At 60.0% G+C, this 23,244-nt stretch carries 25 protein-coding genes; 19 read left to right on the plus strand and 6 right to left on the minus strand.

What is annotated here, in order from left to right:
* Nucleotides 1-734 (minus strand): IS21-like element helper ATPase IstB (gene istB / locus V2I08_RS17385; protein WP_349636184.1); only part of this gene is annotated, 734 nt, incomplete at its 3' end.
* Between the two features lie 38 nt (nt 735-772).
* Between istB and V2I08_RS17390 the strand changes: the two genes are divergently transcribed.
* Both V2I08_RS17390 and V2I08_RS17395 read left to right on the plus strand, forming a co-directional pair.
* Entirely contained in the window at nt 773-3,682 is a 2,910-nt protein-coding gene (locus V2I08_RS17390) for a Tn3 family transposase (protein WP_062093919.1), read from the plus strand.
* Nucleotides 3,683-3,824: 142 nt separating this feature from the next.
* Nucleotides 3,825-4,691 (plus strand): recombinase family protein, encoded by an 867-nt coding sequence (locus V2I08_RS17395; protein WP_006953933.1) that lies wholly within the window; start codon nt 3,825-3,827, stop codon nt 4,689-4,691.
* An 80-nt stretch (nt 4,692-4,771) separates the two neighbouring features.
* Here V2I08_RS17395 and V2I08_RS17400 read toward each other — a convergent pair whose 3' ends face one another.
* Complete coding sequence (locus V2I08_RS17400) at nt 4,772-4,924, minus strand: hypothetical protein (protein WP_006949649.1); 153 nt, start codon at nt 4,922-4,924, stop codon at nt 4,772-4,774.
* A gap of 255 nt (nt 4,925-5,179) precedes the next feature.
* On the opposite strand from V2I08_RS17400, the gene V2I08_RS17405 reads away from it, so the two are divergent.
* The 17 genes from V2I08_RS17405 to V2I08_RS17485 all read left to right on the plus strand — a co-directional run bounded on the left by V2I08_RS17405 (nt 5,180) and on the right by V2I08_RS17485 (nt 19,684).
* Nucleotides 5,180-5,488: a hypothetical protein gene (locus tag V2I08_RS17405; protein WP_020819813.1), complete on the plus strand. Its 309-nt coding sequence runs from the start codon at nt 5,180-5,182 to the stop codon at nt 5,486-5,488.
* Between the two features lie 397 nt (nt 5,489-5,885).
* Nucleotides 5,886-6,551: a lytic transglycosylase domain-containing protein gene (locus V2I08_RS17410; RefSeq protein WP_059153594.1), complete on the plus strand. Its 666-nt coding sequence runs from the start codon at nt 5,886-5,888 to the stop codon at nt 6,549-6,551.
* 21 nt (nt 6,552-6,572) lie between these two features.
* Complete coding sequence (locus V2I08_RS17415; RefSeq protein ID WP_059153595.1) at nt 6,573-6,914, plus strand: TrbC/VirB2 family protein; 342 nt, start codon at nt 6,573-6,575, stop codon at nt 6,912-6,914.
* A 6-nt stretch (nt 6,915-6,920) separates the two neighbouring features.
* The gene (locus tag V2I08_RS17420; protein WP_006949650.1) at nt 6,921-7,265 is read left to right on the plus strand and encodes a type IV secretion system protein VirB3; all 345 of its coding nucleotides are present in this window, start codon (nt 6,921-6,923) and stop codon (nt 7,263-7,265) included.
* A complete protein-coding gene (locus V2I08_RS17425) occupies nt 7,252-9,636 on the plus strand; it encodes a VirB4 family type IV secretion/conjugal transfer ATPase (protein ID WP_006949654.1) in 2,385 nt (794 codons plus the stop codon). The genes V2I08_RS17420 and V2I08_RS17425 overlap by 14 nt, the downstream gene beginning before the upstream one ends.
* Nucleotides 9,637-9,673: 37 nt before the next feature.
* A complete protein-coding gene (locus tag V2I08_RS17430) occupies nt 9,674-10,363 on the plus strand; it encodes a type IV secretion system protein (protein WP_349636186.1) in 690 nt (229 codons plus the stop codon).
* Between the two features lies 1 nt (nt 10,364).
* The gene (locus V2I08_RS17435; RefSeq protein WP_059153597.1) at nt 10,365-10,670 is read left to right on the plus strand and encodes a hypothetical protein; all 306 of its coding nucleotides are present in this window, start codon (nt 10,365-10,367) and stop codon (nt 10,668-10,670) included.
* Between the two features lie 43 nt (nt 10,671-10,713).
* A complete protein-coding gene (locus tag V2I08_RS17440; RefSeq protein ID WP_059153598.1) occupies nt 10,714-11,730 on the plus strand; it encodes a type IV secretion system protein in 1,017 nt (338 codons plus the stop codon).
* A 10-nt stretch (nt 11,731-11,740) separates the two neighbouring features.
* Nucleotides 11,741-12,061 carry a hypothetical protein gene (locus V2I08_RS17445; RefSeq protein ID WP_022684495.1) on the plus strand — a complete coding sequence of 107 codons (321 nt, stop codon included), beginning with the start codon at nt 11,741-11,743 and terminating at the stop codon, nt 12,059-12,061.
* A gap of 9 nt (nt 12,062-12,070) precedes the next feature.
* On the plus strand, nt 12,071-12,754 hold the full coding sequence (locus V2I08_RS17450; RefSeq protein ID WP_059153599.1) for a virB8 family protein: 684 nt from the start codon (nt 12,071-12,073) through the stop codon (nt 12,752-12,754).
* The gene (locus tag V2I08_RS17455) at nt 12,751-13,593 is read left to right on the plus strand and encodes a TrbG/VirB9 family P-type conjugative transfer protein (RefSeq protein ID WP_059153600.1); all 843 of its coding nucleotides are present in this window, start codon (nt 12,751-12,753) and stop codon (nt 13,591-13,593) included. Before V2I08_RS17450 ends, V2I08_RS17455 begins: the two co-directional genes overlap by 4 nt.
* Nucleotide 13,594: 1 nt before the next feature.
* Nucleotides 13,595-14,863 carry a type IV secretion system protein VirB10 gene (gene virB10, locus V2I08_RS17460; protein WP_059153601.1) on the plus strand — a complete coding sequence of 423 codons (1,269 nt, stop codon included), beginning with the start codon at nt 13,595-13,597 and terminating at the stop codon, nt 14,861-14,863.
* On the plus strand, nt 14,860-15,852 hold the full coding sequence (gene virB11 / locus V2I08_RS17465; protein ID WP_011627746.1) for a P-type DNA transfer ATPase VirB11: 993 nt from the start codon (nt 14,860-14,862) through the stop codon (nt 15,850-15,852). The genes virB10 and virB11 overlap by 4 nt, the downstream gene beginning before the upstream one ends.
* Complete coding sequence (locus V2I08_RS17470; protein ID WP_059153602.1) at nt 15,830-17,731, plus strand: type IV secretory system conjugative DNA transfer family protein; 1,902 nt, start codon at nt 15,830-15,832, stop codon at nt 17,729-17,731. Before virB11 ends, V2I08_RS17470 begins: the two co-directional genes overlap by 23 nt.
* On the plus strand, nt 17,721-18,905 hold the full coding sequence (locus V2I08_RS17475; protein ID WP_020819804.1) for an LPD7 domain-containing protein: 1,185 nt from the start codon (nt 17,721-17,723) through the stop codon (nt 18,903-18,905). The genes V2I08_RS17470 and V2I08_RS17475 overlap by 11 nt, the downstream gene beginning before the upstream one ends.
* A gap of 39 nt (nt 18,906-18,944) precedes the next feature.
* Nucleotides 18,945-19,394 carry a hypothetical protein gene (locus V2I08_RS17480; RefSeq protein WP_021245547.1) on the plus strand — a complete coding sequence of 150 codons (450 nt, stop codon included), beginning with the start codon at nt 18,945-18,947 and terminating at the stop codon, nt 19,392-19,394.
* A gap of 59 nt (nt 19,395-19,453) precedes the next feature.
* Nucleotides 19,454-19,684 (plus strand): hypothetical protein, encoded by a 231-nt coding sequence (locus V2I08_RS17485; RefSeq protein ID WP_020819802.1) that lies wholly within the window; start codon nt 19,454-19,456, stop codon nt 19,682-19,684.
* Here the strand turns inward: V2I08_RS17485 and V2I08_RS17490 are convergent, their stop codons facing one another.
* The 4 genes from V2I08_RS17490 to V2I08_RS17505 form a co-directional block, all read right to left on the minus strand.
* Nucleotides 19,685-20,728: a relaxase/mobilization nuclease domain-containing protein gene (locus tag V2I08_RS17490; protein ID WP_021245546.1), complete on the minus strand. Its 1,044-nt coding sequence runs from the start codon at nt 20,726-20,728 to the stop codon at nt 19,685-19,687.
* The gene (gene mobC, locus V2I08_RS17495) at nt 20,715-21,266 is read right to left on the minus strand and encodes a plasmid mobilization relaxosome protein MobC (protein ID WP_021245545.1); all 552 of its coding nucleotides are present in this window, start codon (nt 21,264-21,266) and stop codon (nt 20,715-20,717) included. The genes V2I08_RS17490 and mobC overlap by 14 nt, the downstream gene beginning before the upstream one ends.
* A gap of 191 nt (nt 21,267-21,457) precedes the next feature.
* Nucleotides 21,458-22,483 carry a ParB/RepB/Spo0J family partition protein gene (locus tag V2I08_RS17500; protein WP_059153603.1) on the minus strand — a complete coding sequence of 342 codons (1,026 nt, stop codon included), beginning with the start codon at nt 22,481-22,483 and terminating at the stop codon, nt 21,458-21,460.
* Nucleotides 22,480-23,238: a ParA family protein gene (locus V2I08_RS17505; protein ID WP_197524567.1), complete on the minus strand. Its 759-nt coding sequence runs from the start codon at nt 23,236-23,238 to the stop codon at nt 22,480-22,482. Before V2I08_RS17505 ends, V2I08_RS17500 begins: the two co-directional genes overlap by 4 nt.
* Between the last annotated feature and the right edge of the window lie 6 nt (nt 23,239-23,244).

The raw sequence follows: 23,244 nt of genomic DNA on the forward strand, positions 1-23,244 counted from the left end.
TCCGCTATCACATGATGCCAACTGGCTATGGGAAGCTGGCTGGTGACGATGGTCGAACGACGGCCGTAGCGTTCCTCGAGGATCTCGAGCAGATCGTGGCGCGCGAGCGCATCGAGCGGTTCCAGGCCCCAGTCGTCGAGAATCAGCAGCTGGACGCTGCCGAGCTTCCTGAGGAAGCGCTCGTGTCGGCCGTCACCGCGCGCCAGCGCGAGATTGGAGAACAGCTTGGGGACGCGCTGGTAGAGGACCGAACGGTCGTCGCGACAGGCCTTGTGACCGAGCGCGCAGGCGAGCCAGCTCTTGCCGACGCCGGTCGGTCCGGTGATGACCAGATTGTCGCGAGCGGCGATCCATTCGCCGGCGACGAGCTTCATGAACAAGGCGCGATCGAGCCCGCGTGGGCTGCGATAGTCGACGTCCTCGGGAGATGCCTGGTGGCGCAGCTTAGCGAACCGCAACCGCGCGGCGAGCTTGCGGTCATGGCGGAAGCTCCATTCACGATCGAGCAGCAGCGCCAGCCATTCGGGATGCGTAAGCCTGTCGGCCTCGGCGTTGGCGGCGAGCTCACCATATGCCTTGGCCATACCGGCCAGTCCCATCGTGTTCAGCCGGTCGAGAGTGGGATGTTGAAGCATCGTCGTTCCTTTCAGGCCCAGTCGGCCCCAAGCTGCGATTTTGGCCAAGTCGGAGAACGTTTTGGGAACGTGGCATTCGGTATTGACGATGGAAATCATAGAAGAGGACAGTTCGCTCCATCATAGGGAGTGGGTTGATGGATCGGAGTATTCCGGGCGGGGATTTGATCGGACGATGGAGCCTGAGCTTTGCCGATATTGATTTTGTAAATTCGAAGCCGGCCCTGACGCGCCTTGGCCTCGCCGCGCAGCTGAAATTCTTCGCTTCCCTGGGGTTTTTCGCGATCGATCCCGGCTCAATCCCTACCGATGGCCTCTCGTATCTGGCCGAGCAACTCGGTGTCGAGGCTGGCGAGATAGCCGGTTATGACTTTTCCAGTCGGACAGCACGACGGCATTGTGCGGAGATCCTGATCCATCTTGGATATCACCGCATGAAGCGGGTGGATCGCGCGCAATTGACGGAATGGATTGCTGGCGAGCTGTGCCCGGGCGGCCAGTCGATCAATGCCATGCTTGAGCATGTTTTCCTGTGGTGCCGGGACCGGCGTATTTATGGGCCGTCGCGCAAGGAGCTTGAACGTGTCGTTCGCTCACAACGGCAAGATTATCTGGACACCTGGCTGATCGGAACCAGTGATCGGCTTTCGTCAGATGCGGTGGCGTTATTGGAAGCCTCGCTTGCCGATCCGGACAGCTCGACCGGATTCAACAGGATGAAGGGTGACGCCGGACAGGCAACGCTCGACAACATTCTCGACGTGACCGAGAAACTCGCCTTTATCCAGAGACTTGATCTTCCCCATGATCTCCTGACGGCTACGGGCAAGCCATGGGTCGATCAGATTGTTCGCCGCGTTGCCGGTGAAAAGGCCTCGGAGATGCGCCGGCATGCGCCGGCGCGACAGCTCGGCCTTTATGCGATTTATCTAATGTCGCGGGAGGCGCAACTCACTGACGCGATGATCGACCTGCTGATCGAAACCGTTCACAAGATCGGAACGCGCTCGAAACGCAAGGTGGTGGGCGATATCGCGAAAGACATCGAGCGGGTCTATGGAAAGGAGCGCCTGCTGGTCGAGATCGCCAGCGCCTCGATCAATGAACCATCGGGGCGCATCTGCGATGTCATTTTCCCGATCGCCGGTAAGGCCAAGCTGGCGGCGATCGTCAAGGAGAGCCATGCGAAGGGCGCTCTGGACCGGCGCATCTACAAGGTGATGCGTGGTTCCTGGGCCAATCATTACCGGCGCATGCTGCCAAGCCTGCTTTCCGTACTTGAGTTCCGGTCGAACAACGCGGTGTGGCGGCCGGTCCTGGCGGCCCTCGACTGGATCAGGAGCAAGGTGGATGGCGGATGCCGCTTCGTGCCATTGCAGGATGTTCCGATCGATGAGGTGATTCCAGCGCGATGGCGCAGTTCCGTCATTGATGACGATGGGCGGGTAAACCGGATCAGCTATGAGCTTTGCGTCCTGACGCAACTGCGCGACCGCATCCGCTCCAAAGAAATCTGGGTGGTCGGGGCGGATCGCTATCGCAATCCCGATGACGATCTTCCCAAGGACTTCGAGATCAGGCGAGATGCGTACTATTCCGGCCTCAGCCTGACGCCAGATGCGCAGGCGTTTTGCGCCTCGATCCGGGAGGAGCTTGAACGGGAACTGTTGCTCCTCAATGCCAATATTCCACAAAACGACAAGGTCCGGCTCCTGTGGCGCGGCGACAACCGGATATCGATTACACCGTTCAAGCCCTTGCCCGAACCGAAGGGTCTCGCTTCGATCAAAAGCGAGATCGGTCAGCGCTGGCCGATGACCGGACTGCTGGACGTGTTGAAAGAGGCTGCTCTGGACACGGGATTGATGGATGCTTTCGAAACGTCGGCCTCGCGGGTTACCCTGTCGAAAGCAGCCTTGGCTCAGCGTCTTTTGCTGTGTCTCTATGGCTTGGGCACGAACGCCGGGCTCAAGCGGGTCGCTGGCGCAACACCCGATGTCAGTTACGAGGAATTGCTGCATGTCCATCGCCGTTTCATCCACGCGCCAGCGCTGAGGGAGGCGTGCGCGCGGGTAGCAAACGCGACACTGGCAATCCGCAATGCCGCAGTATGGGGAGATGCGGGCACGGCATGCGCGTCCGATTCAACGAAGTTCGGCGCGTGGGACCGCAACCTGATGACGGAATGGCACGCCCGCTATGGCGGCCGTGGCGTCATGATCTACTGGCATGTGGAGAAGCGCGCGACCTGCGTTTATTCCCAGCTCAAGCGGTGCTCTTCCTCGGAGGTCGCCTCCATGATCGAAGGCGTGCTACGCCATTGCACCGACATGGAAATCCAGCGCCAGTACGTCGATAGCCACGGCCAGAGCGCAGTCGGCTTTGCGTTCTGCCGACTCCTTGGATTTGAGCTTGCCCCGCGGCTGAAAGCAGTGGCACGCCAGAAACTGGCCCTTCCCCAAGCCGGCATGCGCACGCGGCTTTCCAATTTACTGCCGATCCTCTCCAGCCCGATCGACTGGGACGAGATCGAGCAACAATATGACGAAATGGTCAAATATGCCGCTGCCATGCAATCGCGCACCGCCGATCCGGAAGCGATCCTGCTCCGGTTTGCCAGAGCCGAAGTGATGCACCCGACCTACAAGGCGCTGAGTGAACTCGGCCGCGCGGTCAAAACAATCTTCCTATGCCGGTATTTGCGTCAGGAGGCATTCCGCCGCGAGATCCACGAAGGGCTGAATGTGGTTGAGAACTGGAACGGCGCTAATGGTTTCGTGTTCTTCGGCAAGGGCGGCGAGATCGCCACCAACCGCATCCATGAGCAGGAAATCTCCGTTCTGGCGCTACACCTCCTGCAAGCGTCGCTGGTGTATGTGAACACCCGCATGCTTCAGATCGTACTGGTTGAGCCGAAGTGGGCGGGGCGGATGACGCCGGAAGATTATCGTGGTCTCACGCCGTTGATCTACAGTCATGTGAACCCTTATGGCCGCTTCGACCTCGACCTGAACGACCGGATTGATTTTGGACGGCTTGCAGCGTGAGGCGGCTGATCGGCCTATAACATTTGGGTACACCCCAGAGTGATAGGGCCGAGTGACACCATTCGTCTGTCACAAAAGGGTGGGTTTGCGCTCAATGTGACGATACACTGCAAGAGCCACCCTAATGTGACGGATTTTGCACTTGGCTCGTATCGGATATGCCCGCGTCAGCACCACGGACCAGGATCTGGATATCCAGATTGGCCGCCTCAAGAATGCAGGTTGCGAAATTATCCGTTCCGAGACCGGATCGGGGGCCTCGCGGAGCGGGCGCACGGAACTGGAAACGATCATGCAGTTTATGCACACCGGCGACGAGCTGGTCGTGCTGCGGCTCGACCGGCTCGGCCGCTCCACGCGCGATGTCCTGAACCTGGTGCATGAGCTTGATGAAAAGGGAGCTTCGCTGCGCATCCTTGAGCCAGAGGTGACGACGGCGGGCGACATGGGGCGAATGGTCATCACCATACTCGGCATGGTCGCCGATATGGAGCTGAAGTTCATCAAGGATCGTCAGCGCGCCGGGATCGAAGCGGCGCGCGCCGAAGGCGTTTACAAAGGCCGGAAGAAGAACGTCGATGACGATGAAATCCGCCGTCGCCTTGCCGCCGGCGCCAGCAAGGCCCGCGTTGCCCGCGACCTGAAGGTCTCACGAATGACCGTCTATCGGGCGCTCGACATTATTCCGTCACAGACCAAACTGCCGGAAAAGCCGCCCACTGCCAGCATCGCCCTGCATCTGATTATCGAGAACTTCAACAAGCGTGGAAGAGGTAGAAAACCCGCTCGGGAGCGGATTGAGGCGATGCTGGAACGCGACTACGCCATGGTAAAAAACGGCAATTGTGATTACAAACTGACCGTCGCCTATGACCCCGATCCGGATGGCATTTCCCTTGATGAGGAAATCCAAAGCCTCCTCTCCGAGATGTTCAACATCGCAGAGAGCTACAATTGCTCCATGGAAGCCGATATCTACGAGGTCGGTGGTCAGCAACGGTCCTGGTAGAATCAATCAAGCGTTCAGTGTTCGTTCTTCAACCTGGCCAAAATCGCAGCTTCGGGCCGACTGGGCCTATAACGCGCTCGTCACGCCAACTTGCGGTAGTGGCGCAGATAGTCGGGATATTCGATCCCGCGTGCTTTCAAGAGATTAATCGTCGCCTCTTCGACCAGGGCGGCAACGGACGTTTGTTCGCGCTCAGCAAGGTTTTTGATCTCTGCCGCCAGCTCGGGTTTCACCGACGCTGCGAGATTGCGCGTGTTCGCGCGGCTCGGCCGACGCCGGGGCAAGGGAACCGGGAGAAGGGGGTCTTCCTGTCTTTTCGGGCGAGCCATAGGTCTAAAACACAAGAGGTTGATGTGGTGCCGGAATAAGCGTGTTGACACGCTTAATGGCTGTAATGTGGTTGCACGGCAAGAGAGGACAAGCCGGGTTGCCCTCGCCGTCAAAGCGAGGATAGACATATCCTTATCGGTAAAAGGGAATAAATCACGATGCCGCATAGCGACGATTGGCAGTATGATCCGATCCTGGAACGCGAACTAACCACCCGCCGCCCCGCTGGGGGAATGATCCAAGCGGTCGAGATTGCGCAGTTGCCGTCGAGTGAATGGATCATCAACGTTAAAGTATCGTGGCATGGCGATAAGTGGCTGAATGTCTGCCTATTCGAGCAACCGACGCTTAAAACATACAAGCGACTGTCAAGTGCCGTGCGGCATGTCGTGCTCGATTACGGATATGAGGATGACCATATCCGATTGGTCCCCGACAAACAATGCAGCAACAAATTGGCGTTTTAGGCTTCCCTTCCCCCCTCATCGTGATATGTGCATAAATCTCGATGACGAGGGAGAAAGCGATGAAAGCTTTTAATTTCGCGCTCGCGGCCGCCTTGGTGGGGGCTGCGGTGCAATCGACCCCCGCTGTAGCGTCGGATAATACTTGGGCATGTGAGGTTGTTCTGTGCATCTCCAACCCGGGTGGTCCGACGCAATATCCAGCCTGTGTTCCACCGATAACGAAACTGTGGCGGGTGCTGGCTCTCGGCGGCAGCTTCCCGACATGCACGGGCGGGGGTATCGCCAAGACAAAATACAAGAAGCCGGATGATGGGAGGCCTGGTCGCTTGACGGTCACTTGGACTGACGGGCGGCAACAGACCTACTATCAGCCGCGCAACTGACCGGGAGCGGGAACGTGTTCCTCGAAACCGGAGCCGTTCTTTCGCTGGCGGCGCAATGCGCCCCAGCGGTAGCGCCGCATACGATCGCCGCGATCGTGGATGCGGAATCTTCCAACTATGTTTTTGCGATCAACGTCAACGGCGTGGCCAGTCAGCCGCGCCGTCCGCGCAATGAGGCGGAGGCTATCGCAACCGCGCGCTCTTATGTTGCGCGCGGCTACAGCGTGGATCTCGGCCTCGGCCAAATCAATTCACGCAACATGGGCTGGCTCGGCCTGACGTGGGACACTGTTTTCAAGCAGTGCGCCAATGTCGAAGCGGCAGGCCGTGTGCTCCTGTCCAATTTCCGTTCGGCCAAGACGGGTCGCACCCCGCAAGAGGCCCTTCGGGTCGCACTCAGCATGTATAACACAGGCTCTCAATCGAGAGGTTTCCGCAACGGCTATGTCGCCCGCGTGGAGAATGCAGGTCGCCGCGTCAGCGGTCGGCCTGCGACCGCAATCCCGACTGTCATCGTGGGCGATCAGCCCGCCAGCGCCGCCGTGAGCGACACTGGCGCCGGTCGTGTGCCGGTGGAGCTGGCGGAAATCGCAGCGGAGAACATGGAGGCGGCTCCACCGCCTGCACCGCCTGCGTGGGATGTTTTCGGCCGCGCCCAACACGCGCGGATTGGTTCGTAAGGCGAAGATAGGAGTTGTCGAATGTTTCGTATCTGGAAGATCAAGGCTGAATCCCGGCTCGACGCGCTGCTCGCGCGTCTCAAGCCCTCGCCGCTCATGGCGCGCGCGCTGCCCCTGTCGCTGCTGGCAAGCCTGCTCATAGCGGAGCCGGCTTTTGCGCAGGCAAACTTTGAAGGCCTGGCCGACAACATTCTCGGCCTGCTGAGCAACGGCTTGCTCCGCACGCTGGCGATCATCGCGATCATCGTCGTTGGCCTTCTGTGGTTCCTCGGCCGCGCGTCGGTGCAGATGCTCGTCACGGTCGTAGTTGGCGTGGTGATCGTGTTCTCCGCGCCGTGGATCGTCGACACGATTACGGGGTGATCGGGGATGGACGGTCAGGAAGAAATGACAAAAGACCCGCTGTTCTTGGCCGTCACCCGCCCCGCTTTGTGGGCGGGTGTTCCCATTGAGGCGGGCGCGCTCATCATCATGGCGGGCGCAATCACGTTGGTTGGTTCGGGCAATCCTCTCTACGGCGGCGCGGCCGCCGTCGCGCTTTATGCGATGGCGCGGCTCATCGTGCGGCATGACGTGAACGCATTCCGGCTGATCTTCCTTTGGGGCCGGACCAAAGCGGCGAACCGGAACCGCGTCTTTTGGGGTGGGTCGAGCTACACGCCGCTACCGCTCTACGGAATCAAGCGAAAGGGATTTGGTCGTGGTGTTCGGTAAGAGCGCGCTCGCGGAGAAGGTGCCTTTTGACAAGGCCAAGCGGGAGGAAATGCCAGAGAAATTCTTGCCGTATTCGCGGCATGTCAATGAGCATGTGGTCGCCCTCGATAATGGCGATCTTATGCTCATGCTCGAACTGGATGGCCGTCCTTTCGAGACTTCGGACGTGCGCGATCTGAACGATTGGCACACGCGCCTCAACGGGGTCTGGCGCAATATCCATGACGAGCGGCTTTCGATCTGGACGCACATGTTGCGGATGCGTGTGCGCGACTATCCGGGCGGCACGTTCCGCTCCCATTTCGCCGCGAAGCTCGATCAAAAATATTATGAGCGGATGACGGCTGAACGGATGTTCCGCAACCGCTTCTTCATGACGGTCGTGATCCGCCCAACAGCAAACGCGACCGACAAGCTGATGGATTTCCTGCGCAAGAAGCAGGAGGACAAGAACGCCAATATCGCGGAAGCTCTAGAGCTGCTGGAAGACAAGGTGCGCGATCTGGAAAAGCTGCTGCTGCGCGTTCGTCCGCGCCGTGTCGGCATCTATGAGCACCGGGGCCTCCTGTTCTCCGAACCGCTGGAAATACTGAACCAGGTGATGACCGGGCGCTATCGGCGCTGTCCTCTGGTTCGTGGTCGCCTCGGATCGGCGCTCTATGCGAGCCGCGCCATTATCGGCGCTGAGACATTTGAGGTCCGCGACGCCGATCATTCGATGTTCGGCGGCATTTTCGGCATTCGCGAGTATCCGTCATCGACAACGCCGCGCCAGTTTGAATCGCTGCTCTCGGTCGATTTCAGCCTCGCCATAACGCAGTCGTTCACGTTCCTGTCGCGCACAGCGGCAACAGAACGGTTCCGGCTTCGCCAGACCCAAATGGCGAACGCCGGTGACAAGGCGATCAGTCAGATGGATGAGTTGATCGACGCGGCGGACGATTTGCAATCGAACCGCTTTGTGCTGGGGGACCATCATTTCACGCTGACGGTGTTCGCGGAAGATTTGAAAAAGCTGCGCGATAATATGTCGATCGCGCGCGCTGCGCTGGCCGATACGGGCATGGTCGCCGCCCGCGAAAGCGCGGCGCTGGAAGCTGCCTATTGGTCGCAGCTGGTCGGCAATTTCGCGTGGAGGGCGCGCCCCGCACCGATCACGTCCTATAACTTCTCTGCGTTCTCGCCCTTCCATACGTTCCCGGCAGGGCACGAGGACGGCAATCATTGGGGGCCTGCGGTCGCGCTGCTCAAGACAAGCGCGCGCAGCCCATATTACTTCAATTTCCATTCGGCGGACCTGGGCCATTCGATGGTCATTGGTCCATCGGGCGGCGGCAAGACGGTGCTGGTCAATTTCCTGATGGCGCAGCTCGAAAAGTTCAACGCGCGCCATATCTTCATCGACAAGGATCAGGGCGCGGAGATTTTTGTCCGCGCCAGTGGCGGCACCTATCTCGCGCTGCGCAACGGGGAGCCTACGGGGTTCGCTCCGCTCAAGGCACTCGACAATACGGCTTCTCATCGCGCGTTCCTCGGTCGCTTCATCCGCCAGCTGGTGAAGCAAGAGGGTGCGCCGATCACGGTGCAGGAATCGCACCTGATCGACGATGGCATTGAAGCCGTGATGAAGCTGCCGCGCGAGCAACGCTCGCTGTCGGCGCTGCGGACCATGCTCGGTATGTCGGACTCGGGCGGCGTCGGCGCGCGCCTGGTCAAGTGGACCTCCGAGGGGAACCTTGGCTGGGTTTTCGATAATGAGGAAGATTCCATGTCGCTCGAAGCCCGTTTCGTGGGCTTCGATATGACCGACTTCCTCGAAAACGCGGAAATCCGCACGCCGGTCATGCTCTACTTGTTCGAGCGGATAGACGCGCTCCTGACAGGCGAGCGCATGGTGATTGCGATTGACGAATTTTGGAAGGCGCTGGCCGATCCGGCGTTCACAGCATTTGCGCAGGATGGCCTCAAGACATACCGCAAGCGCAACGCGTTCCTCGTCTTTGCAACGCAGTCGCCTGCAGACGCGCTGCGGTCCACGATCAGCCATTCGATCTTGGAGCAGGTCGCGACGAAAATCTTCCTGCCCAATCCGTTCGGCCAGCGCCGGGATTACATCGAAGGCTTCTCGCTCTCGGAGGCGGAATTTAAGCTGGTGCGCGAAGAGCTGTCGCCGGAAAGCCGCAAATTCCTCGTGAAGCAGGGCCATGACTCCGTTGTGGTCGGCCTGGATCTCATTGGCATGGACGATGAACTCGCCGTGCTGTCGGGGCGCGCTGAGACAACGGGCGTGGCCCGCGAAGTGATTGCCGAACTGGGCAATGATCCGAAGCTCTGGTTGCCGGAATTTCACCGGCGCCGGCGCCCAAGCTGAAAGGAGTGAGACTATGAAGCAGCTTTTCTTGGCGGCTGTGTCGATCGGGAGCCTTGCGGCCGCGACGCCAGCCAGTGCGCAGGGTATCCCTGTGTTCGATAGCACGTCCGTGCTCAAGCATATCGAACAAATCCAGAAGACCATGCAGATGATTGAGCAAGGTCGCCAGCAGATTGCGGAAGCGCAGCAGCTCTACCAAGGGCTGAACCAGCTGACCGATGTTTCCTCGATCGCCAACCAGCTCAAGACGGATTCGCTTCGCACGCTCGGCGTCGATGTGAACTCCCTCGAACGCATGGCGCGCGGCGATTTCAGCGGCGGCGGCGGCTACGGCGGCCGTTCCGATGCGATCTATCAGGACATGCTCGAACGTCTCGGCGTGTCCGCGAATGGCGATCAAACCGATGTTCGCTACCAGACAGCTCGCTCGATCGCGATGGACAAGGCCATGGCCGAAGGCATGGGCGAAGCGGCCACATCGCGCGGCGAAGGTCTGGAAGAGCTGCGCAATCGACTTGCGACCGCATCGACCGCAAAGGAAGTTGCGGACCTTCAAGCCCGCATCCAGCTCGAAAGCGCGTCGATGATGAACGATCAACTCCGCGTCGAAGCGTTGGAGCGAGCGCGCAGAGCAGAGGCCGCGGCGCACACGGCCGAAGCTTTTGCGGACAGGTCGCGCAAACGCGATGAGCAGCGTGCGCGAGCGCGCGCGGCAGCTGGAATCTGACATGAAGAAGATGGTCCTTCTTGCGATCAGCGCAGCCGGCTTTCTCGCCGGCTGCGAACGCGCGCCCACATTTCCCGAGATTCTGATGACCTATCATGATGTTGATTGGCTCAAAACTCATGAGGATCAGATTCCGGTGATCGTCGCTGAGTGCGACAAGATCGTGAACAGCGAACTCAAACAGTCGGACCTCCCCATGCCAGTGGCGCGCAATTGCGGAGGCATCAAGAACAAAATCGCCTCCATTGAAAGGTCGCGCAAACGCGATGAGCAGCGTGCGCGAGCGCGCGCGGCAGCTGGAATGTAAGGCTGAAAAAACAGCTTGAATTACACCTAATCGGAGCGGGCTGGTGGAATACGATCTCTTTACGAATGCCTATCAGGGCTTCACCAACGAACTCAATTCGGTAGTTGTATCCAACTATGCTGGGTTTGTTGGGTGGATCGCTGGACCGCTCCGCACTGGCATGATCATTTACATAATCTTGCTAGGCTACGCGATCATGCGCGGGGCGGTGCAATACCCCTTCCGCGAATATGTCTATCGCTCGCTGATGCTGGCCGCGCTCTATTATGCTGTGACAAACCTCTATGGAGCATCGCTCGCACAAATGATCGTGACCGGCCTACCGCATGAGTTTGCCTCGATCGTAGGCGGCTCACCGGAAGGCGTTGGCGGGTCTTTCGATGGGATGTGGGCGCGGGTCGATGATGCACTGCTCGCGATGCAGGATGCGACCGAGAAATACGCAGAGGAACACGCCTCACTGACTGATATTCCCGGCGCTGCCGCCGCAATTATGCTGTGTATCGGTGCCACTATCATCATTCTTTTGACAGCGATCGCGGCCCTGTTCGCCCTGGCCGTTGGCTTCGTAATCGTGCTCTACGCGCTCTTTGCGCTTGCATGTCTGGCGGTGGTCGGGCCGATCTTCGTAGCAGCGCTGCTGTTCGATTCCACCAGAAGCTATTTCTTCTCGTGGCTCGGCAGCGTCCTCAATTTTCTGATGTTGTCGCTATTTGCGATGCTTCTTGTGCTGGTTGTGGCCAATGTCGCTGAATCCGCAACAGCAACATTCGATGGCGATTTTGACAACATCTGGAGCACCTGTATCCGGATCATCGCGTTCTACATTCTCGCCTGCTTTTTCTTCATCCAAATCCCCGGAATTGCTGCCTCGCTGGGTGGCGGCGCGGCTGCAATGGTGACGCAGTTCGGCAACGCGGTGACGAAGGGTGGCGGCGCGATGGCAACGGGCGCAGGCCACGCGGCCAGCGATGCCCGCGCCATGGGAGCCAGCATGGGACGGGGCTTCTCGTCGGCGGTTCGCCGTTGGCGCAACCGAAACACAATCACCAGAGCTTGAGGGAACGAATATGCGCAAGTTGCTTGGACTCGGAATCTGCCTGGCGCTGGCGGCCTGCGCAGGTCAGCCCGTAAAAAAGCCAGCCAAATGTGAGGGGCCGATGCGGCCTGCCAATCCGCATGGGCTTACCCTCCCCTCAATCCCGGATCAGGCCGCACAGCGAACCGCGCCGGCAAATGTGGACGTGTTCAATCAGGGTGCACCGGCAACGCCGGACGCGGCCCCGGCAGACCCATCCACTCCGGGCAATGAACAGTCGGACGCATCGCGGGCGGTCGAAGTGCCGCGTCTAAGCGCCTCGCTGCGCGGCCCGATCTACTCGAATTGCTGAGGTGTTACGATGGCAGTTGGTATTCCAAAGGACGAGCTGAAAGCCTATTTTGAAGAGGCTGCAAGCTGGGAACGTGACAAGCTTGCGGCGGCCGAGCGCTCCAAAAAGCTGGCGTGGGCCGTCGCTGGCGTTGCTGGCGCGCTGGCGACTGCTGGCGTTGTGGCCGTTGCAGCCCTGACGCCTCTGAAAACGGTCGAGCCATATGTTATCACGGTGGACCGTAACACGGGCGAGGCGTCGATCGCCGCCAAGCTCCACGGTGACGCGACGATCACCTATGACGAGGCGGTCCGTAAGTATTTCCTCGCTACCTATGTCCGCTATCGCGAAGGCTGGATAGCGGCCGCTCGCGAAGAATATTTCGATGCGGTCATGGTCATGTCGGCGCGGCCCGAACAGGATCGGTGGTCACGCTTCTACAAGACCGACAATCCCCAAAGCCCGCAAAACATCCTTGCGAACCGCACTGATGTTTTTGTCGAGATCAAGCGGGTGTCGTTCCTGGGCGGCAACGTCGCGCAGGTCTATTTTACCAAGGAATCTGTGACCGGCTCGAACTCGACCAAAACCGATGCCGTCGCGACCATCAAATACAAGGTCGATGGCACGCCGAGCAAGGAAGTGGACCGCTTCAAGAATCCGCTTGGCTATCAGGTCGAGAGCTATCGCGCTGACGTGGAGGTGCCCCAATGACCGTGTTGAAGTGGAGCGCCCCGTTTGCGCTCGCGATCGCGCTGGCTGCGTCGCCGGCGATGGCCGAAGAAACGCCCCATGCGACTGTGCTCGATCACCGGGTTCGTGAAGCGAACTACAATGATCGGCAAGTCTATGAGATTCCGGGCGTGTTCCGCATCGCCACGGAAATCGTCTTCGCCAAGGATGAAGTGGTCGAGCATGTGGCGCTGGGTGATACCGTGTCCTGGGAAGTCGCACCGGCTGCCAATTCGCTCTTCATCAAACCACGCGAGCGAGCGGGTCGCACGAACCTGACAGTCATTACACGTTCGCGCTATGGCCCGCGCAGCTATCGGTTCGCTCTGTCGCCAACGCAGCGGGGCAGCGGCTTCTATACGGTCGTTTTCCGCTATCCTGAACAGGAAGCGGCCGAAGCGCAGGCGCAAGCCGCAATGGCCCAGCTGGCCCAGCTGAAAGCCTTGGAACGCGGCGCGGTGAAGTCCGCGCTCGATATTGGCGTGCTGGAAGGCACGCGCAACGCCGACTACATCATGCAAGGATCGACCGCCATCCAGCCCTCCGAAGTGTCTGACAACGGACAGTTCACGGTAATGCGCTTTCCCAACCAGCGTGAGTTGCCGGCGTTCTTCATCGTCAATCCTGATGGATCGGAAGCCATCGCCTCCTTCGATGTGCGCGATGAATATGTGGTGCTGCACGGGGTTTACGGGACAATCCGACTGCGCCGGGGCCTCGAAGTGCTCTGCATCCACAATCAGAAGACTGACTATTACGGGCGCGATCCCAAAACTGACACGGCCTCGGGGCTGGTCGAGCGAACCACAGGGGTTGAGTAAGATGGCTGCGAACGATCATGACAATGCGCCGCATGGCGACAACATCATTTCGCAGGGCGAGACGGTCGAGAACCGGCCCCTTGCGTCGGAGCCGGTGCCCGATCCGGAAGACATTGAGCGGCAAAGCGAGCGCCAGGCGAAGATTGCCGCCCTGCCGAACAGGTCGATCGACCCCAAAAAGGCGGTCGTTCTCGCTGCGGTTGCCTGCGGCGCGATCGTGCTCGGTTTTAGCACCATCGACGCGATGCGGAGCGATCCAACCGAAAAGGCCGAGAAAGCGGAAAAGCCGGATGAAAGGCAACTCGCCAACTACGATCCGAAGTCAATCATAGCCCCAACGCTTGCCGATGCGCCGAATGATCCGAACGCCCCGGTGCCCATGACGGAAGTGCCGGCGCTTGATGGAAGCCAAGCGCCCCGCACGGGCGGCGCGAATGGCCGCCCCCAAAAGTCTGAGGGACAAGTCATCGCTGAGGCCCAACGCCGCGCCGGGATCATGGCCTATGGCGGCGAAAACGGCGGCGGGGTCGGTGGAGCGGTGGCAGCTGCCACCGGCCTGCCCATGGGCGGCGGCGCAGGAGGACAGGGCGCGCAGTTAATTGGTGCGTCGGCCGATGGGGATGGGCAAGGTGGATCGCGCCGGACCAATCTCGAAAACATGCGCCAGACCTCGCAAATCGATCGGGTGTCAGGCCGCGACATTGGCAACCGCGATATGCTGATCCTTGCGGGGTCGTTCATTCCGTGCGTGCTGCAAACCGCAATGGATTCCAGTCAGCCCGGATATGTCAGCTGCATCATTCCCCGCGACATTTATTCGGACAACGGCCGCGTCGTCCTGCTGGAAAAGGGAACGCGCGTCTTGGGCGAATATCAAACCGGCGTCCAGCGCGGCAAATATCGTCTCTTTGCGGTATGGAACCGCGCGGTCACGCCTCGCGGCGTGGCGATCGACGTAGGTTCGCCCGCCAGCGATGCGCTTGGCCGTTCAGGTATGGCAGGCGGCGTGAAGAACTTCTTTTGGGAACGCTTCGGGGCCGCGCTGTTGTTCAGCTCGCTCAACGATGCCGCCTCGATCGCCGCCTCGGAAGTCTCCGACGCGGATAATGTCACACGGGTTCCCAGCCAAGCATCGGACACGATTTTGCGGGACACGATGCAGATTCAGCCGGTGCTTCGCATCAATCAGGGCGCGGAAGTGGGGATCATGGTCGCGCGCGACTTCGACTTCTCCAACATCTACGGCCTTCGGCTTCGGCGCGGCCAATGAGCAATACGGCTGTCCTCGAAAACGCCTTGCTGCCGCTGCGCCCTCTGCTCGCGCGTGAGGACGTAACGGAACTGGTGATTAACAAGGCTGGCGAGGCGGCGATTGAAACGCGCGATGGGTGGTCCTGGGAGACATTGCCTGACCTCAACGAAAAGTCGCTGCTCGCGCTCGCGCGGGCAGCGGCGGCTTTCACGCATCAGGACATAAGCCAGTCCACACCAATCTGCTCCACAATCCTCCCCAGCGGTGAGCGTGTGCAGCTGGTTGTGCCGCCTGCTGTCCCTGCCGGCACGGTGTCCATCACCATCCGCAAACCGTCATCGGTGACGTTGACGATGGAGGACTTCGAGCGCGGTGGGCTGTTTAGCGAGACAAAGATCGCAACCCGGCAAGTCTCACCGCTCGATGTTGAATTGCGCGATCTGCTCGATGCAGGAAAACATGTCGAATTTTTCCAAAAGGCAGTTCAGGGCCGCAAAAATATCCTGATTTCGGGCGCTACCGGCTCGGGAAAGACGACGCTCTCTAAAGGGCTGATCCAGCTTATTCCGCCGCATGAGCGGCTGCTGACGATCGAAGACACGCGCGAATTGGTCGTTCCGCATCGCAACGTGGTCCACATGCTCTACGCGAAGGACAAGCAGGGCACCGCGAAAATCTCTGCAAAGGATCTTCTGGAATCGGCCCTGCGTATGCGGCCTGACCGGATACTGTTGCAGGAGCTGCGCGACGGCACCGCGTTCTTCTATCTCCGCAACGTCAACTCAGGCCATCCCGGCTCGATCACGACGATCCATGCGGACTCGGCCGAACTCGCGTTCGAACAGCTGACATTGCTGGTCAAGGAAAGCGAGGGCGGCGCCGATCTGGCCCGTGACGACATTCGCAGCCTGCTCAAGCTGCTGGTGGATGTGGTCGTGCAAACCAAGAAGGTCGAAGGCCGCTTTCGCGTGACGGAGATATATTTTGATCCAGAAAACAGGCTCTAACAGGCTCGCGCTGGCCCTTGTCCTCCTTCCGATCACACTGCTGCTGATCGGCCTGCTGACCGGGACGGTGGCGTGGTTCTTTCTCAAGATGCCCGCCGCGGCTTATGATCCGCTCAGGCTCCCCGGCTTCTTCTGGTATTACCGCCATGATCCTGTCGTGACCGAAGCGCTCTGGCGAGGCGCGGTCATAGGCGTGCCGCTGCCGGTGTTGCTTATGGCGATCGTCCTGCGGCCGAAAAGGAACCTTCACGGTGAAGCCCGCTTCGCGCGCGAAGGCGAAATCCGCAAGGCGGGCCTTCGCGCGAAAAAGGGCATTGTGCTCGGCCGCGTCCGCAACCGCTTCCTTATGGTGGGCAAGATGGAGCATGTATTGCTCGAAGCGCCTACCGGATCGGGCAAGGGCGTTGGCATCGTCATCCCCAATCTGTTGCAATGGCCGGATTCGGTTGTCGTGCTCGATATTAAGCGCGAGAACTATGAAATCACGGCGGGTTTCCGCCGCAAGGGCGGCCAAAAGGTTGTGCTGTTCAACCCTACGGACAGAGAAGGCCGCACAGCCCGCTACAATCCGCTTAGCTACATCAACAGGGCCGATCCAATTGAGGTCCTGGTCGAATTGCAGAAGATCGCCACGATGCTCTTCGTGCCCCCGGAGAAGGGCGAGGCATTCTGGACGGAATCAGCGCGCACGGCCTTTGTCGGCATTGCATCGTGGATCGCGGCCAAGCCTGAACGTCCCTTCTCGTTTGGCGAGATATACCGGACCATCACGATGCCGGGGATGAAGGCATTCTTCACCAAGGAAGCTGGCGATAGTGCACTATCGGAAGGGTGCCGCGCCGCGCTGAGCGATTTTACGTCCAGCGCGGACAACACATTCACCGGCATTATCCAGACCGTCACCTCCAAGCTCAATCTCTGGATCAATCCAATTGTCGATCGCGCGACGGCCGAAAGCGACTTTTCCCTGACGGACCTTCGCCGCATCCCGACCTCGATCTATCTCGGTGTCTCGCCGGATGAACTCGATAGGGTCGCGCCGCTCTACAATCTGTTTTTCCAACAGCTGATCGACCTCAACACGCGGCAACTGCCCGACGATGGTGAAAAGCTATCCGTGCTGCTCATTCTGGACGAATTTGCGCGGCTCGGCCGCGCCCAGGTCATTGCCAATGCGTTCTCCTATGTGCGCGGCTATGGGCTGCGTCTGCTCCCCGTCATCCAGTCCCGCTCCCAGCTGCGGAATGTCTATGGTGAGCATGGCGCGGACGAAATCGTATCAAACTGCGGGGTCGAAATTGCTTTCACGCCGAAGGAGCTGCGGGTCGCAAAGGAACTGTCCGAACGCCTCGGCTATCTTGGTCAGGATGCGGAAAGCCGGTCCCTGACGATACATGGATTGCTCGCCAATCGAAGCAAGACGATCTCCGAACAGCGCCGCGCGCTGATGCTCCCGCAAGAGCTGATGCAGCTGCCCGAAGACGATATACTCGTCATCCGGGGCGGCATCCCCGTCATTCGCGGGAAGAAAATCCGCTACTTCAAGGATGCCGTGTTCCGCTCGCGCTTGACGCCTGCGCCGGAAGTGCCGGCGCTGCCCAAGCCGGTCGCGCCGATCGCGGCCGTCGATGATCTGAGCGATGAAGAGCTGGCGGCTTTCAATGATTATTCCGCACTGGCCGATGACCAGGTGCAGGACATTCCCGAAGACGTTCTCGCCCTCGATCGCGATATGCCGAACCTGACAGTGAAGGACGGCAGCATGGCTTTCGATGAAATCAACTTCGACGACATTATTGGTCCCGACCCGACGAAAGAGGAGTGGGAAGGTCAGCGCCGGGATCTAGTTCTGAGTGAAGGAGAAGAATATGGCCGATAATGACAACAGCGAACGCCAAGCAAAGACGCCGCGCTCCTACGAAATTCTTGGCCCTGGGAACAGCAAGGAAACCTTTGCGAGATTCCCCGATGCCATGAAGGCATTTGCCAAGCTGGAAAACCAATATGACCACGCGCTGACGATGCAGAAAGGCGGAAAAACCGCTTATCTGGCGTCCACGGATTGGCGCAATGATGGGTCCACGCCGGTTGCGCAATATCTGACGCCGGCTGTCGAAGAGTATAATAAGGCGCTGAAACGCGGAGCGCCTGCCGACGAATTGCGCGGACACGAAAGCAGAGTGCGGGCCGACCTTAATGCGTGGCCCCGGCAAGCGAAGCGCGAAGCGGCTCCGACCGCATCGGCCGATAAATCGCTCAATATCCATGAGGGTGAGCGAGCCAGGGCGGAGAGCAAAGACGGTGCTGCGCCCGCGAAAGCTGAGGTTCCATCGAAGGCAGCGCCAAAGGATGACAAGCAAGTTGACGACACACGCTTGGCTCTGCCCACGCAGCTCGAACGCAAATATCTGCGCGTTGGGAATGATCTTTTCCGTAGCGGCCGCGATGACAAGCCCGATATGTCGATCAAGGGCCAAGACGGCATTCGCATCAACAAGGACTATGCCATTGGCGATGCTATCGCGATCGCGAAGCACAATGGCTGGCAGTCGATCCGTGTTCATGGAAGCGACGAATTCAAGAAGGCGGTCTATCTGGAAGCGGCGCGATCGGGGGTCGAAGTGAAAGGGTTCAAGCCGTCTGAACAGCTTAAACTTGAGGGAGAAAGGCTGGCGGCGCGAGATAAGGCCCGCGAAGCACAAGACCCGGCAAAGAGAGCGAGCATGGCAAAGCAAGACCCCTCAGAATCTCGTGCTGCGGCCGAACAGTTCCGGCGCAATTCGCATCGGGATAATGCGGCCAACCCGCAATTCAAGGCCGCGCAATCGCACGTCCTGGCGGCAGCGATCGAAGCGAAAACCCGGTTCACCCAAAAGGAAGACAGGGATCGCTTCATAGAGCGGGCCAAGGAAACTGTCGCCAAGCGTATTGAGGTTGGCGCGCCGGTCCCTGCTGCCCGTTTCGAGCAACAGCGCCAGAACGAGGCTACCCGCATAGCGCGCGAGGATTTGACGCTGCGCCAGCAGGAAAGGAAGCCGTCACGCTCGCGCTAAGTGCATGGCACATGCTTTTTGGAAACAGGAAACCGCACGATGAACATTCCCCGGCCTGATCCGGTGCCATCGAGAGGCGTGTCCGATCTCGATCGTCACATTGAAACCTTGCTTCGCGTGATTCATTCCAGAAACCTCGCTTGGTCTGATCTAAGCGAAGTGGGTAAACAGGTAGAACGCCCTCTGACGGACGTTGAGCAATTGCTTACAAATGTGGGCGACGACGCCCATGAAATCACCCTTGCTACCGAGACGATCATAACAGCCCTCAAGCTGCAACGTGATGCGCTCGCGATCCAAAGCTCTCGCCGTAGAGCACGCTTCGGCTCGATGCTCCTGCTCATGATCCCCGTGTTCTTCGTAGGTTTGATGATTGGCGCATCATACGGGATAGATGAAGGTCGGGCGCGGGAGCGTGAAGCCTTAAAGTATCCGATGATACCCCAGCTGTCCGTAGATCGTGGCGGGCTCAAAACTGACGGAAGGTAGAGCGGTGGCAGCTGCCACCGCTTGCGATCTCTTGATGGGCTATGGCCTCATGAGGCACGATGAAGAAATCTGACAGGGCAAAGAAACAAACCGCCAAGGTAATCGAGGCGGCTGCACGCGCCCATGAAGCTCTCGATTATTTCAACGGCAACGTCACAAATCCGTTCGATGAGTTAACATGGCCCAGTATTGCCGAAGGTTATCTTCTAGTCGCGCAGAAGGCGGTATCAGACGCCTTGGTCGCTTTGGAACGCGCAAACAGCGTTGGCTGGACCAAGCACGGCCAGTAACTATCGTCCTGGCCCTTCCCGCGAACGATCGCGGTTCCTAGATCGTTCGCTCTGCCGCTTCCGCTCCATCGCGGCTACCGATCGCTCATGAATTGTAGGCGTTCGCCCTGCCCCCACAAATTGCCGCACCTGGTCGGCAAGCTGGCGGTCAGCTGGATCGCTGCTTGCCTCAAGGCGCTTGGCGGCGGCTAGATAGCGGTGTTGCGTCTCAGTCCATGCCTGCCGCCCGCGCACCACGAAATCCGGAGCGGTGGACCGCCCCGCCAGCTGGTCTCGCGCGGCCGCAGTGATCTTCTGATTGGCAAACGGTGCAGGTGCGGTGCCGGCCATGTAGCGCTGCCGCATCCGATTCAGGGCCATGCTTTGACCAGCTCGGCCGACACCGCGCGCTGCGCGAGGCGTTGCCTCGGCAGTAACCCCCCTCGCCCGCAATTCCTCGGCAAAGCGCTCCCGGTAATGATGCAGCGTTTGAGGTCGCGGGTTGAAGCGTTTCCCCGTGTCACCGCGCGCTGCAACCGTCACATGCACGTGAGGCCGTGGTGTGTCCGTATGCAGCGCCAGGACGTAATCCCACTCATGCCCGATCTCGCTCCGCGCGACTTCGCGCACCGCTGAAAGAACCTTGTCGGGGTCTGTGCCTGCCGGCATCGAAAAAACCATGCTCACGGCGGCTACGGTAGAATTGTCACGCCAATAGACAGGATCGCCCCAATCGCGCGCCAGCGCCGCCCGATCTTCCTTGTCAGTCAGAATGTCGCCATCGCGCGTTTCAAGCGGCACATCGCCTTTTCGGCCGATATAGTCGAAATGCGCAGCCGCGTGGTTCTTGCCCTTCGGCCTGCCCGTAACCTTGACCATGACCTCCGGAGCACGGCTGACAATGCGAGCAAGCCGCGCCCGGGTGCTCCCGCCCTGGCCTGCTCGCCTCGAACTAAGCGAGCGCAGCAACATGTCGGCGCCGCGCCTGTTCGGGTCGCTGGTCAGCTTTGGTTTGAACAGCGCGGCGAGCTGGCCCGCCTCAAAGCTGCTGTCAAAGTCGCTCACCGGGCACCTCCCAATAGACAAGATCGGCCTTCGTGGCTGCACCGATACCTTCGACGGCCGCGCCGATCGCCGCGCGCAGGTCGTTGACCTTATGCAGCTCGCCGGCGATCTCCGCTGCATTGTCCGCCAGCGCCATCTTGTTCGCCGCTCGGGCGATCTGATTCACGTTGCGGCCAATGCGCTGTAACGCCTGACGGCAATTCAACAGCTCTTCGCGCAACTCGCGATCGACAGGCGCGGCAATGCCGATGTGTCGCCGCACAAGAGCCATCGCCCAGGTCGCCGGGGTCATGCGGCGCTCCTTTGCGCGATGGCGGATCACGGCCAGTTCGGTTTCGGTGGGCCGAAGATAAAGGCGGTGCTCGCCAGCGGCCTCGCGGTCGGCAACAGGCGCGGCCTCGATGGCCGCCCCGGACTGCCTGAGCACCGCGTCAACCAGCTGACGCATGAAGGGGCCGCGCCCTCCCCTCGTCTGCGCGAGCGCGTCGATCTTTGCGAGCTTGGCCGCCTCGATCTTGAAGCCCAGCGTCTTTTCCATGTGGGGTAGGTATCTCCCAACCGTGAAGCGCGATCCGATAGGATTGAGCGTATCGGTTAACATTAGCCGCCGCAAGGCTTATCCTGCCATAAAGTAGATACCTACCCCACAAACAAAAAGCGGTGGCAACTGCCACCGCTTCAAAATTCCACGCCGCCTCAATGCTGAGTGAACGTGGACGGTAAAAGCTATCAGAAGTCGAAGGTTTGGGGCGCAGCCTCGCCGTCGAACCGAACCGTGACCTGGCCGCTGAGAACAATCCCGCGACGGCCCTGAATGATGATGGCCGGTGCGTCGTTGGCCTCTTTCGGCTGACGGGGGGTGCGCGGCTTGTGATCGGAACGCTCGGCAAGCGCAGCGCCCTCCCCTTCCCGCTCGTCGTCGCCGGCATCCAGTTCGGGCCGCTCCCGACGCTCATCTGCTGCACTGGTGGCAGCTGCCACCGGCGCGCGCGATTCTTGGGGCAGCGCTGAATCGTCATTCGGTTTAGCGGCGCCGGCCTGAGCGCTCTCTTCATCGGGACCGCCTTGGAGCGTGGCAAGAAACTGCTCGCAGGCGGCGGCTGTCGGATTTTCATTCGTGACCACGAAATTGCGCGTGGCCTCCTCGTCCAGCTCGATCGCGTGTTTGATGGCGACGGCGGCGCGCGGAGAACAATTCTTCAACGCGGCAAGAATGTCCTCGGGCAAGGTGCGCAGCGAGTAGAGGCGCTTCACTTCCGAATGCGGCTTGGCGATGCGCGCGGCTAGATCCTTTGTCGAAAGCGTGTCACTGACGCGGCTCGCGATGAAACTGACGCGCTCGGCCAGACTTAGGGCTTGGCGTTGTTCGTTCTCAAGAAACTGGTCGAGGCCAATATCGCGTTCGGCGTCGGCCTGATCCAGAACGGTGTCGATCTGGTCGAAACCAAGCTGGCGGCACGCGCGGTAGCGCCGCTCGCCGTATCGGATGATGTAGCGGCCGTTCGATGTTGGCGCGACGACGATGGGTTGCAGCAAGCCGCGGTCCTTGATGGTCGCGGCCAGTGCATCAATCTCGGCCTGGTCGAACTCCCGGCGAACCTGCGCGGGGTCTGGATCAATGTCAGCGAGCGGAAGGCGCTGAAACCGCCCAGCTGCCTTGAACTCGGTATTCGCGGGGACGGCCGAAAAATCCATCGCGTCCATATCGAAGTCGGCAAAGCTCTTCTTCGCCGGTTTGACAGCTGCCTTGCTCATGCGGCTTCCCTCTCAGCTTGATCGACAATGTAGGAGACGACTTCGCGCAGGACCGGCGCGCTGCGGCGCGTATCCTTGGCAAGTCGCCACACGGGAATTTCGAGAAGGGCCGCCTCGCGCATATGCTCGCGGTGCGGGATGGTATGCGGGACAACATTGGCGGGTAGCGCCTGCCCGATCCGCTCCATGAGCATTTTAGACACTTCACTCGTCGTCTGCACACGATTGAACACGATCCCGAAGCGGGTTTCGTTGCCCTCCCCCCGAACCTTATTGGCAAGGCTGATGCTTTGCGAAATCTCGTTGAGCGATTGCCGTGCGGTTTTGTCGGGGTCTAAAGGCACCGCGACATAATCGGATGCGATCAGCGCCATAAGGTTGCGGCCATCCCAAGCCGGGGCCGTGTCGATCACGCAATAGTCGTAGTGCTTGGCAAGGCCGGCACGAATGGCGCGAACATAGGCGGCGATGTGCTGGCCCTGCTGCGGGCCGTCAGTCGTCAGTTCGACCACTTGCCTCGTGTTCTTGAAGCAAGCCAGCGCCGGAGGTTCCTCGACGGGGGCGAAGTCGAGTATCGACTGAACCGGCCCGATCTGCTCGAACTCGGCTTTCAGCATTCCGGCACTGTGGCATTGCTTGTCCAGGTCAAGGACCACGACACGCTTGCCCTGCTCGGCCAGATGCCACGCGATATGACAGGTAAGCGTGGTCTTGCCGATGCCACCGCGCTCATTAGTCACTACGATTGTTCGCATTGAGAA

The organism is Sphingobium sp. MK2, assembly GCF_040170545.1.
Taxonomy (GTDB): domain Bacteria; phylum Pseudomonadota; class Alphaproteobacteria; order Sphingomonadales; family Sphingomonadaceae; genus Sphingobium.

Coding starts and splice junctions, on each gene's coding strand:
- V2I08_RS17505 (WP_197524567.1), bottom strand. CDS start 23,238: ATGCGAACAATCGTAGTGACTAATGAGCGCGGTGGCATCGGCAAGACC.
- V2I08_RS17500 (WP_059153603.1), bottom strand. CDS start 22,483: ATGAGCAAGGCAGCTGTCAAACCGGCGAAGAAGAGCTTTGCCGACTTC.
- V2I08_RS17455 (WP_059153600.1), top strand. CDS start 12,751: ATGACCGTGTTGAAGTGGAGCGCCCCGTTTGCGCTCGCGATCGCGCTG.
- virB11 (WP_011627746.1), top strand. CDS start 14,860: ATGAGCAATACGGCTGTCCTCGAAAACGCCTTGCTGCCGCTGCGCCCT.
- V2I08_RS17405 (WP_020819813.1), top strand. CDS start 5,180: ATGCCGCATAGCGACGATTGGCAGTATGATCCGATCCTGGAACGCGAA.
- V2I08_RS17450 (WP_059153599.1), top strand. CDS start 12,071: ATGGCAGTTGGTATTCCAAAGGACGAGCTGAAAGCCTATTTTGAAGAG.
- V2I08_RS17475 (WP_020819804.1), top strand. CDS start 17,721: ATGGCCGATAATGACAACAGCGAACGCCAAGCAAAGACGCCGCGCTCC.
- V2I08_RS17415 (WP_059153595.1), top strand. CDS start 6,573: ATGTTTCGTATCTGGAAGATCAAGGCTGAATCCCGGCTCGACGCGCTG.
- V2I08_RS17445 (WP_022684495.1), top strand. CDS start 11,741: ATGCGCAAGTTGCTTGGACTCGGAATCTGCCTGGCGCTGGCGGCCTGC.
- virB10 (WP_059153601.1), top strand. CDS start 13,595: ATGGCTGCGAACGATCATGACAATGCGCCGCATGGCGACAACATCATT.
- V2I08_RS17485 (WP_020819802.1), top strand. CDS start 19,454: ATGAAGAAATCTGACAGGGCAAAGAAACAAACCGCCAAGGTAATCGAG.
- V2I08_RS17435 (WP_059153597.1), top strand. CDS start 10,365: ATGAAGAAGATGGTCCTTCTTGCGATCAGCGCAGCCGGCTTTCTCGCC.
- V2I08_RS17480 (WP_021245547.1), top strand. CDS start 18,945: ATGAACATTCCCCGGCCTGATCCGGTGCCATCGAGAGGCGTGTCCGAT.
- mobC (WP_021245545.1), bottom strand. CDS start 21,266: ATGGAAAAGACGCTGGGCTTCAAGATCGAGGCGGCCAAGCTCGCAAAG.
- V2I08_RS17390 (WP_062093919.1), top strand. CDS start 773: ATGGATCGGAGTATTCCGGGCGGGGATTTGATCGGACGATGGAGCCTG.
- V2I08_RS17420 (WP_006949650.1), top strand. CDS start 6,921: ATGGACGGTCAGGAAGAAATGACAAAAGACCCGCTGTTCTTGGCCGTC.